The organism is Bradyrhizobium sp. SHOUNA76, from assembly GCF_023006445.1.
Classification (GTDB): domain Bacteria; phylum Pseudomonadota; class Alphaproteobacteria; order Rhizobiales; family Xanthobacteraceae; genus Bradyrhizobium.
In genome coordinates, this window is the sequence record NZ_JALBHA010000199.1 from 1 (window position 1) to 10,292 (window position 10,292).

Annotated in this window: 9 protein-coding genes; 3 read left to right on the top strand and 6 right to left on the bottom strand. The window is 64.1% G+C overall.

Features of this window, described 5'->3' with window-relative positions; all coding sequences use genetic code 11:
• The coding region (locus MOV74_RS20315; RefSeq protein WP_246926014.1) for an amidase family protein at nt 1-988 on the top strand (988 nt) is incomplete at its 5' end.
• Nucleotides 989-992: 4 nt separating this feature from the next.
• Here MOV74_RS20315 and MOV74_RS20320 read toward each other — a convergent pair.
• On the bottom strand, nt 993-1,598 hold the full coding sequence (locus tag MOV74_RS20320; protein WP_246926015.1) for a TetR/AcrR family transcriptional regulator: 606 nt from the start codon (nt 1,596-1,598) through the stop codon (nt 993-995).
• Between the two features lie 199 nt (nt 1,599-1,797).
• Here MOV74_RS20320 and MOV74_RS20325 point away from each other — a divergent pair, with 199 nt between their 5' ends.
• Nucleotides 1,798-3,042, top strand: a complete 1,245-nt coding sequence (locus MOV74_RS20325; protein WP_246926016.1) for an efflux RND transporter periplasmic adaptor subunit — start codon at nt 1,798-1,800, stop codon at nt 3,040-3,042.
• A gap of 148 nt (nt 3,043-3,190) precedes the next feature.
• A complete protein-coding gene (locus tag MOV74_RS20330; RefSeq protein ID WP_246926017.1) occupies nt 3,191-6,391 on the top strand; it encodes an efflux RND transporter permease subunit in 3,201 nt (1,066 codons plus the stop codon).
• On the opposite strand, the gene MOV74_RS20335 is transcribed toward MOV74_RS20330, so the two are convergent.
• The 5 genes from MOV74_RS20335 to MOV74_RS20355 all read right to left on the bottom strand — a co-directional run bounded on the left by MOV74_RS20335 (nt 6,388) and on the right by MOV74_RS20355 (nt 10,141).
• Entirely contained in the window at nt 6,388-7,116 is a 729-nt protein-coding gene (locus tag MOV74_RS20335) for a sulfite exporter TauE/SafE family protein (protein ID WP_246926019.1), read from the bottom strand. The genes MOV74_RS20330 and MOV74_RS20335 overlap by 4 nt on opposite strands.
• A 14-nt stretch (nt 7,117-7,130) precedes the next feature.
• Entirely contained in the window at nt 7,131-7,349 is a 219-nt protein-coding gene (locus MOV74_RS20340) for a hypothetical protein (RefSeq protein WP_246926020.1), read from the bottom strand.
• A complete protein-coding gene (locus MOV74_RS20345; RefSeq protein ID WP_246926023.1) occupies nt 7,303-7,539 on the bottom strand; it encodes a hypothetical protein in 237 nt (78 codons plus the stop codon). Before MOV74_RS20345 ends, MOV74_RS20340 begins: the two co-directional genes overlap by 47 nt.
• 251 nt (nt 7,540-7,790) lie before the next feature.
• A complete protein-coding gene (locus MOV74_RS20350) occupies nt 7,791-8,909 on the bottom strand; it encodes a helix-turn-helix transcriptional regulator (protein ID WP_246926024.1) in 1,119 nt (372 codons plus the stop codon).
• A 113-nt stretch (nt 8,910-9,022) separates the two neighbouring features.
• Nucleotides 9,023-10,141, bottom strand: a complete 1,119-nt coding sequence (locus MOV74_RS20355) for a helix-turn-helix transcriptional regulator (protein ID WP_246926026.1) — start codon at nt 10,139-10,141, stop codon at nt 9,023-9,025.
• Between the last annotated feature and the right edge of the window lie 151 nt (nt 10,142-10,292).

The following is a 10,292-nucleotide window of genomic DNA, read 5'->3' on the forward strand; positions in this document are numbered from 1 at the left end:
ATCACGGGGCAGGCGATTGCCGTGGCCGGGGGCGAGGTCTAGCGTGCCTGCGCATTTCTGCGGTGTGTTCGGACACAAGCCGAGTCTCAGCCTGGTGCCACTGCGCGGATACGGTCTGCCGCCGGCACCACCCGTTCCCGGCCAGGGTGATCTCGCTGTCGTCGGGCCGATGACGCGCACGGCTTCGGACCTTGCGCTGGCGCTCGACGTGATCGCCGGCCCCGACGAGACGCGCGAGGGGATCGGCTATCGCCTTGAGCTGCCCGCCCCGCGGCATGACAATCTCAGGGATTTCAGGATCCTCGTGATCGATACCCATCCGCGGATGCCGACGGGTGACGCCGTACGTTCTGCCATTGGGCGATTGGCCGACCGGCTCGACAGATCGGGCGCACGGGTCGCGCGCGACAGCACGTCGCTGCCCGATCTCGCCGACTCCGCGCGGCTCTACATGAAACTGTTGAACGGAGCGCGGAGTCCGCGCCTGACACCGGCCGCGCTCGCGGAGGCGCAAGAAGTTGCCGCAGCACTGGTGCCCAACGACAACAGCCTGCAGGCCGAGCGCGCCCGCGGCTGGGGGATGCTCCATCGCGAATGGCTCGCGACTGACGCGGCCCGCCTGCAACTGCAACAGAAGTGGTATCAGTTGTTCCGCGAGTTCGACGCGGTGATCTACCCGTGCGCAGCGGTGCCGGCCTTTCCGCAGGACCAGTCCGAACCGTTCGACGCGCGACAGCTCGACATCGACGGCAAGCTCTACAACTACGCCGATGCTTGCTTCATCTGGGCCGATCCCGCCTCGACCTGCGGACTCCCTGCGACTGCCGTTCCGATCGAGCGCACGCGTTCGGGTCTGCCGATTGGCGTCCAGATCATCGGGCCGTACCTGGAGGACCGGACGACGATTGCACTCGCCGGGCTGATCGAACGCGAGTTCGGCGGCTTCGTCCCGCCGCCGCGGCTAGCTGCAATGCACTCCGCGAGATGATCGACTAAGTTCTGTTGGCCGACTGCGCCTCGACCGCCTCCACCGCCACGCTCGCCACTTGCCGCAGCGCTTCGCGATCCGCGCCGGATGACGCCATGACGCCCATGCCGACTGACACGGCCAAGACATAACGCGCGAGCGCGGCGGGATCGGAGCTCGGCTTCAGATCGCCTTCGGCCTTGGCTCGGATGAAGCGGTCGCGGAGCTGGTCTTCGTTCTCCGCGCGGCGGGCGGCGAGCTCGAACGGGACGTTCTCGGAGCCGGTGCCACAGGCGATGCCGCCCTGCACGAGCAGGCAACCGGGCGGATTGGCAGGATCAGTCTGCTTGTCGGCGATGCCCATCAGCATCCGCTCGGCGACGTCGCGGGCGGTCGGTGCGGCGACCACCTCGTCCATCCAGACACCGCGCAGCTTGCTGTAGCGATCGAGCGCGGCTTTGAGCAGGCCTTCCTTGTTGCCGAAACAGGCATAGAGGCTCGGGGGATTGATGCCCATGGCCTCGGTCAGCTGCGCGATAGTGGCGCCTTCATAGCCATGGCGCCAAAACACTTCCATCGCCTGGTCCAACGCCATCTCGGCATCGAATTCGCGGGGGCGTCCCATGCCCATGTGCCTGTCTCCTCGGAATCGGCGTCCCATATCCAGCTAACGCCGGATCCTATCTATTTGTTCTGGCTTTCTTTTTCTTGTGCCTTCCCATTGTCGCGGTATCGGCGTACAATTTTCTTAGCGAATGATACATAAGTATCTTGCATTGCGATATCCAGCTCCACATCTGTAGTGAACACTACATATCTGGAGCGCGCAAATGCACCCCACTCAAAATACCTCCAATGCCGGCCGCCTTCGCCGCCTCCTCGGCGGCGTCGCCATCATCGGCGTCCTTGCCGTGGCCGGTACGATCGCGGCCAGCCACTATTTTCGGCCGGCCCAGGCAACCGCAACGGCCGCCGCGGCTGAACAGGCGGTGCCCGTCACCGTCGCCATGATCGAGCCGCGGCAAACTGTACTGTGGGACGACTTCTCCGGCCGATTGGAAGCCATCAACCGCGTCGAGCTCCGCCCTCGCGTCGCCGGCGCGATCCTAGCAACCAAGTTCACTGAAGGCGCGCTGGTGAAGGCCGGCGACGTCCTGTTCAAGATCGACCCGGCGCCTTACGCGGCAGAGGTCGACAAGGCCAACGCCCAGCTCGAGGCGGCGAAGGCGCGCGTGGTATTCACCACCAGCGAGGTCGAACGCGGCGCGCAACTCGTCGGCAACGCCGTCGTGACACGCCGCGATTTCGATCAGCGCGAGAACGCCAACCGCGAAGCGATCGCCAACGTGAAGGCGGCCGAGGCGACGCTCCAGACTGCAAAGCTCAACCTCGACTACACCGAGGTGCGCGCGCCCGTGGACGGCCGCGTCGGCAAGATCGAGGTCACCGTCGGCAATCTCGTCGCTGCCGGCACCGCCTCCCCGGTGCTGACCTCGCTGGTCTCGGTCAATCCGATCTATGCGTCGTTCGATGCAGATGAGGAGGTCGTGCTGCGTGCGCTGAACTCGATCGCGGACGCCACAGGGCAGCGCGGCAAGCTCGACCAGATTCCAGTGGAGATGACGACCTCCGGCGGTCTCTCGGCGAAAGGCCACATCCAACTGATCGACAACCAGGTCAACGGCCAGAGCGGCACGATCCGTGTCCGCGCGGTCTTCCAGAACGAGGACGGGCGTCTCATCCCCGGCCAGTTCGCCCGCGTGCGCATGGGTCAGCCGAAGCAGCAGTCGCTGGTGATGATCGATGAGCGCGCGATCGGCACCGATCAGGACAAGAAGTTCGTGATGGCGGTCGGTGACGACAGCCGGGCGGTTTACCGGCCGGTCACGCTCGGCGGCGCCGTGGACGGATTGCGCATCGTGACTGACGGCCTGAAGTCAGGCGACCGCATCGTCGTCAACGGCCTGCAGCGTGTGCGTCCGGGCGCCCTGCTCAAGACGGAGGTCGCCGCAATGGGTGCGCGTGGGCAGCAAGCGGCTTCCAACCACAGCAACCAGGATGTGGTGCAACGCTAAGCCACGTCATTCCGGGGCGCGCGGGCAGCACGACCCCGGAGTGACGCAATCATAGAACACCAAGACATCACTTCTGGATTCCGGGTTCACGGGCTTCGCCCACGCCCCGGAATGACGGGAGAGCTGTCTCTCGCGCAGGGGCAAAGCCATGAATCTCTCAAAGTTCTTCATTGATCGTCCGATTTTTGCAGGCGTTCTCTCGGTCCTGATCTTCCTTGCCGGCCTGATCTCGCTGTTCGCGATGCCGATCTCGGAATATCCCGACGTAGTGCCGCCGTCCGTCGTGGTCCGCGCCACCTATCCCGGCGCCAATCCCAAGGTGATCGCGGAGACGGTGGCAACGCCAATCGAAGAGCAGATCAACGGCGTCGAGAACATGCTCTACATGTCGAGCCAGGCGACCACCGACGGCGCCATGACGCTGACAGTGACGTTCCGGCTCGGCACCGACCCTGACAAGGCGACCCAGCTGGTGCAGAACCGCGTGCAGCAGGCCGAGCCGCGCCTCCCCGCCGTGGTGCGCCAGCTCGGCATCATCACCAAGAAGTCCTCGCCCGATCTCACCATGGTCGTTCACCTGCTGTCGCCGAACGGCCGCTACGACATGACGTATTTGCGCAACTACGCCGTGCTCAACGTCAAGGATCGGCTGGCGCGGATCGACGGCGTCGGCGACGTGCAGCTCTATGGCGCCGGCGACTATTCGATGCGGGTCTGGGTCGATCCGCAGAAGGCCGCCGAACATGGACTGACCGCGAGCGACATCGTGCGGGCGATCCAGGCGCAGAACGTCGAGGCCGCCGCCGGCGTGGTCGGCTCCTCCCCGAACGTTGCGGGCATCGATCTCCAGCTCTCCGTCAACGCCGAAGGCCGGCTTGCGAACGAGGACCAGTTCGGCGACATCGTGGTCAAGACCGGCGCGCGCGGCGAAGTGGTGCGGCTGCGCGATGTCGCGCGCATCGAGTTGGGCGCCTCCGAATACGGCCTGCGCTCGCTGCTCGACAACAAGCAGGCGGTGGCGATCCCGATCTTCCAGGCGCCCGGCTCCAACGCGCTGCAGATCTCCGACAATGTCCGCGCCACCATGGCGGAGATCAAGAAGAACATGCCCGAGGGCGTGTCCTACCAGATCGTCTACGATCCCACCCAGTTCGTGCGCTCCTCGATCGAGGCGGTGATCCACACGCTGCTCGAGGCGATCGCGCTGGTGGTGCTGGTGGTGATCCTGTTCCTGCAGACCTGGCGCGCCTCGATCATCCCGCTGCTGGCCGTGCCGGTGTCGATCGTCGGCACGTTTGCCGTGATGCACGTGTTCGGCTTCTCCATCAATGCGCTCAGCCTGTTTGGCCTCGTGCTCGCGATCGGCATCGTCGTCGACGACGCCATCGTCGTGGTCGAGAACGTCGAGCGCAACATCGAGGCCGGGCTGTCGCCGCGTGATGCCACCTATCAGGCGATGCGCGAGGTCTCGGGGCCGATCATCGCGATCGCCATGGTGCTGATCGCCGTGTTCGTGCCGCTCGCCTTCATCTCCGGCCTCACCGGGCAGTTCTACAAGCAGTTTGCGCTGACGATCGCGATCTCGACCGTGATCTCGGCCGTCAACTCGCTGACGCTGTCGCCGGCGCTGTCGGCGCTGCTGCTTAGGGGACACAACGAGCCGAAGGACAGGCTAACGCTCATCATGGAAAAGGGCCTTGGCTGGTTCTTCCGCGGCTTCAACAAGGCTTTTACGCGCTCCTCGGAGAATTACGGCGGCAGCGTCACCAGGGTGATCTCGGGCAAGGCCGCGGTGATGGGCCTCTACGCGGTGCTGGTCGGCCTCACCGCCCTCCTGTTCCAGCAGGTGCCGAGCGGCTTCGTGCCGGGCCAGGACAAGCAATATCTGGTTGGCTTCGCCCGCCTGCCCGATGGTGCCACGCTCGACCGTAGCGAAGACGTCATCCGCAAGATGAGCGACATCGCCCTGACCCAGCCCGGCGTCGAGAGTTCTGTCGCCTTCCCCGGCCTGTCGATCTCCGGCTTCACCAACTCGTCCAACGCCGGCATCGTGTTCTCGACATTGAAACCGTTCGACGAGCGCAAGGATGCGGCCCTGAGCGGGAACGCAATTGCGGCCGACCTGAACAAGAAATATGCCGGCATCCAGGAAGCCTTCATCGCCATGTTCCCGCCGCCGCCGGTCAACGGCCTCGGCACCATCGGCGGCTTCAAGCTGCAGATCGAGGACCGCGCCGGTCTCGGCTATGAGGCGCTGAACGAGGCGACCAAAGCGTTCATGGCGGCGATGCAGAAGGCGCCGGAGATCGCCGGCGTGTTCTCGAGCTTCCAGGTTAACGTGCCCCAGCTGTTCGCCGACATCGATCGCACCAAGGCGCTGCAGCTTGGCGTGCCCGTGCCGGAGGTGTTCAACACGCTTCAGATTTACCTGGGGTCCTACTACGTCAACGACTTCAACAAGTTTGGCCGCACCTATTCCGTCCGCGTCCAGGCTGACGCGCCGTTCCGCGCCCGTGCCGACGACATCAGGCAGTTGAAGGTGCGCTCGTCTTCCGGAGACATGGTGCCGTTGTCGGCGCTGCTCACTATCCGCCAGAGTGCGGGGCCGGAGCGCGCGATCCGCTACAACGGGTTCCTCTCGTCCGACATCAACGCGGCAGCGGCACCTGGCTTTTCGTCGGGCCAGGCGCAGGAGGCGGCGACGCGGATTGCGGTGGAGGTGCTCCCGCCCGGCTTTGCCTTCGAATGGACCGACCTGACCTATCAGGAGTTCATCGCCGGCAATTCCGGCCTCTGGGTGTTCCCGCTGGCGATCCTCCTGGTGTTCCTGGTGCTGGCCGCGCTCTATGAGAGCCTGACACTGCCGCTCTCGATCATCATGATCGTGCCGATGGGCCTGCTCGCTGCGATGTTCGGCGTCTGGATCTCCAAGGGAGACAACAACGTCTTCACCCAGATCGGGCTTATCGTCCTCGTGGGACTCTCCGCCAAGAACGCGATCCTGATCGTCGAATTCGCGCGCGAGCTCGAATTCGCAGGACGGACGCCGATCCGGGCCGCGATCGAGGCGAGCCGCTTAAGGCTGCGCCCGATCCTGATGACGTCGATGGCGTTCATCATGGGCGTGCTGCCGCTGGTGCTCTCGACTGGTGCGGGCTCGGAGATGCGGCGCGCCATGGGTGTTGCGGTGTTCTCCGGCATGATCGGCGTCACCGTGTTCGGCCTGTTCCTGACGCCGGTGTTCTATGTGCTGCTGCGGACCGTCACCGGCAACAAACCGCTGGTGCATCACGGCAGCGACGTCGGCGTGGCGCCGGTTCAAGGTTCAGTCGCCAACCCTGGGCACTAGACCAGGGAAATCCCCGAGAGCAGCAACAGAACGAGCACGGTCTTGCGAAAGACCGTCTCGTTGACGCGGTGGAAGGCGATCACGCCGAGCACTGATCCGGCAAACAGCGCCGGCAGGCTGACCGCGAGATCCACGAAGACTCTTGACGACAGGTCCTGATGTCCGACCAGCAGGACGATCGCAAAGACCTGCATGGCGGCGATGAAAGGCTGCACCAGGCCGCGCTGCTCGCTCTTGGGCATGCCGCGCATGTCACACCAGATCGTCGGGATTGCACCCGGCATCGCCGTCAGCCCGCCGACGAGCCCACCTCCGAACCCGATCAGCGCGACCCAGTGCCGGCCCACCGTCTCACCGGCAGTCACCAGTGTCGGGCGCAGCAGCATGTAGGCCGCATAGAGCGCGACGACGATGCCGAAGCCGCGCCTGAGCAGATGCGTATCCGCGCTCTGCAACAGCGACACCGCGATGGGTACGCCGATCAATCCGCCGACGATCAGCAGGAGACTGCCCTCCCAGCGGATGCTGCGCCGGAGCGCCCACAGATTGGTTGCCTGCACGCCGATGCTGCACGCCATCATCAGCGGCACGGCCTCCAGGGGCTGAAACACCCGAAGCAGGATCGCGCCCGCCACGGCGGAGAACGCGAAACCGGAGAGCCCCGAAACGAAGGCGCCGGCGAATACGGCAACGCTAAGCAGAATCAGAGTCGTAACATCGGGCACGGATCGTCCTCCGGTCAATCGTAGGGGATCTGCGGGACAACAGAATCGGGGCTCTCGGTGCAGACGGCCGCCTCACGCGGAAACGACACGTGCATCGCGAGGGCGTGAGATCGTTCCAGAAGCGCCAGTCCGACCAGCTGAAGAGCGACGAGCGCCGCGGTCAGCACGATCGCGACGATGTTGAAATTACGCGCGCTCGAACGCAGCTTGGCCGGCGTCGCGCTCGCGCGCATCAGATCCGTAGGCATTTCCTGAAACATCCTCTTCCTTGCCGGCCGGAATGATTTCGTTCAAAGGCAATGTTTCGTCCGGCTTAGCCAGCAGATGGTGATAACGCTGCAATGCGCGCCGCGCGTCGATCTTGCGCTGCTCGCGAAGCACAGCGCCGACGCGAGCGACGATGTCACGGAACTTGTCGGCCATAGCAAGCGACGTCCTTCGCACGACGATCTCCTCTCAACCTGTACGAGAGAATGATGAGATTCACTCCAGCCTGCTGTGAGTTGCTTCACAAAAACTCCGATACGCCGAACAAGTATTCGTGTGACGTGTCTCTAGAAGAGAATGCAGAAAATCGCGTCATTCGATCGAATGACGCGCGATAACTTTCTGATGATGTCTATGTTTGAACCTGGCCCCGAGCTGCAGCGATCGGTCCGCAACGCGCGTGCGCGTCAGTGCAGAAGCGGATTGGAGAATCCCGCCGCAAGCTTGACGAGATCGGCCTGACGGGAAACGCCGGTCTTGGCGAAGACACGATGCAGATGCGTCTTCACCGTCGTCTCGGCGATCCCCAGCGCAGCCGCGGTCTCCGGCACACCGCCGACCTCGACGATCGACTGCAGGACACGCAGTTCCGCAGGCGTCAATTCGAACGTGCGGTCGATCAGGCCTGCACATGAGCGACTGTCGAGTTCCGCTTTCCAGACAAGCAAGGCCCCGACGGCCGCCGTGCGCTCCGTCGCACCATCGCGCAGCAGCGAGGGCAGCGCGATCACGTGTGCGACGTAGTGCGATCCGTCATGCGACGTCAGAGGGATCTTTCGACCGTCTGCCGCCGCCACGGCAACCTCTCCCGGATCACGGAAGATATTGCGCAGGGCGAGGTTAGCCTCGGAAGATCTCGTCACCAGCCGACCCGAGATGGAGCGTAGAACATCGTCGGCGGCCAGGATCGTCTCCGCGGCCGAATTGCTGTGGACGATCCGGCAGGTTGAATCGAGCAGGATGACGCCGGCGTTCAGGCGGTCCACGACGTCGGCCAGCGCGGTCGCGCGTTGCTGCTTCCGCTCGATCGCGCGGTTGATCATCAGAGCCCGGCTCGCATGCGGGACGAGGGACTGCATTCGCGCGCGCTGCTCGTCGTCGAGCATGTCCCTGCCCGGAATGACGGTCAGCAGCATCGGACACGGCGACTTCGATTGCTCCAGCACCACGTTGGCGACGTCGACACAGCCCTGGGGACGCAACCATTCCTGATAGAAACGGCCGCGGCGGTACTCGTCGAAATTCACGAGGTCGGGAATGTTGCGCACCTCGCCATACCCGGGAAGCCGGGCGAGCGGATCGTACCGCGCGTAGGTTTCGGAGTAGAGCTGGATGTAATGCGGATCAACCCCACAATAATAGTGCGTCGCGCCGGACTTGCTGACCGTATCCTTCGAAATCAAGCCACAGGCCTGGCTGCCGATGAACGCATTGAGCATGACGACGACGTCACGCCACAACTCAGGGTGGAGTCCCGCATCATAGATACTCTCGATCAGCTCGGAATGACCTGGAGGTCGGGGCATCGGAACAGCCAATGATGTCAAGCCTGGAGATTTGCGGAATGTTCTTCATGCCCGGCGGCTTCTGTGAGTCTATTGCGGAAGCAAAAGGTTCAACGCCGACAGCGATTTGCCGGTCAATGGACGAGCGGATTGGCAAATCCCGCCGCGAGCTTGACGAGATCGGCCTGCCGGCCGACGCCGGTCTTGGCGAAGACGCGATGCAGATGCGTCTTCACCGTCGTTTCTGCTATGCCGAGCGCTGCCGCCGTCTCCGGGACACCGCCGACTTCGACGATCGACAGGAACACGCGGAGCTCCGCCGGCGTCAGATCGAACGTCCGCGCGATCAATTCGCCACAAAACCGTCCATCGAGCGACACCTTGCGCACAAGCAGCGCACCGGCGGCATCGACCACGCGCTCGCTGCTGTTGCGCAGCAGAGAGGACAACGGCAGCAGATGAGCGACGTAACGCTCGCCCGTGGGTGACAGCAGCGGCACAGCATGGCCGCTTGCGGCAAGCAGCGCACCGTCGCGGCGGCCCGCAAGCGCGTCGCGGAGCGTCCGATTGGCTTCAGTGCTGCAGGTCACGAGCTGTCCGGCAACGGACCGGACCACGTCGTCGGCAGCGAGCAAGGCGTGACCGGCCGAATTCGCATGCACCAGGCGGCAGAAGGCATCGAGCAGGAAGATCCCGGCCGTCAAATTGTCGAGGACATCACCGAGTGCCGTCGCCAGCGTCAGTTGCGCGCTCGTAGCGCGGTTGATGAGGAGCGCGCGGCTGGCGTGCGGCACAAGGAGCGAGAGGCGATGCTTCATGCCTCGATCGACCATGCGGCGGCCCGACAGCACGGTCATCATCACGGGGCAGCTCGCATTCGACATCTCGAGCACGACATTGGCCGCATCGCTGCAGCCCTGCGGCTGCAACCATTCCTGGTAGAAGCGCCCCTTGCGATATTCCTCGAAATCGACGAGGTCCGGCACGCTCACAACCTTGCCCTGTGGAGGCAGGACCGTGAGCGGATCGAACTTCGAATGCGTGTCGGAATAGAGCTGGATGAAATGCGGGTCCGCCCCGCAATAATAGTGCGTGACGCCGCATTTGCTGATCGAGTCCTTCGAAAACAATCCGCAGGCCTGGCCACCGACGAAATCACGAATGCCGGCAACGACGTTGTTCCAGAGCGAGGGATCGAGCCCGGCATCGTAGATGGATTCGACGATATCTGGCAGTTTCTGCGGTCGGTGCATGGCTCAAAATGGCACTGAATGATCAATGCCGGCGAGAATAACACAACCGTAGCATGCGACATCCTCCGATCGGAGGAGGCGCCGGCCGGGCGGATGGCACCCGGCCGGCGGGCATCGCGTTCGAGCCGCCAGGGCTGATGCCGGCTCAGAA

What these genes read in the sequence shown, in the direction of transcription:
- MOV74_RS20320 (WP_246926015.1), bottom strand. Translation starts at nt 1,598, where the DNA reads ATGGGCATGGGACGCCCCCGCGAATTCGATGCCGAGATGGCGTTGGAC.
- MOV74_RS20325 (WP_246926016.1), top strand. Translation starts at nt 1,798, where the DNA reads ATGCACCCCACTCAAAATACCTCCAATGCCGGCCGCCTTCGCCGCCTC.
- MOV74_RS20330 (WP_246926017.1), top strand. Translation starts at nt 3,191, where the DNA reads ATGAATCTCTCAAAGTTCTTCATTGATCGTCCGATTTTTGCAGGCGTT.
- MOV74_RS20340 (WP_246926020.1), bottom strand. Translation starts at nt 7,349, where the DNA reads ATGCGCGCGAGCGCGACGCCGGCCAAGCTGCGTTCGAGCGCGCGTAAT.
- MOV74_RS20345 (WP_246926023.1), bottom strand. Translation starts at nt 7,539, where the DNA reads ATGGCCGACAAGTTCCGTGACATCGTCGCTCGCGTCGGCGCTGTGCTT.
- MOV74_RS20350 (WP_246926024.1), bottom strand. Translation starts at nt 8,909, where the DNA reads ATGCCCCGACCTCCAGGTCATTCCGAGCTGATCGAGAGTATCTATGAT.
- MOV74_RS20355 (WP_246926026.1), bottom strand. Translation starts at nt 10,141, where the DNA reads ATGCACCGACCGCAGAAACTGCCAGATATCGTCGAATCCATCTACGAT.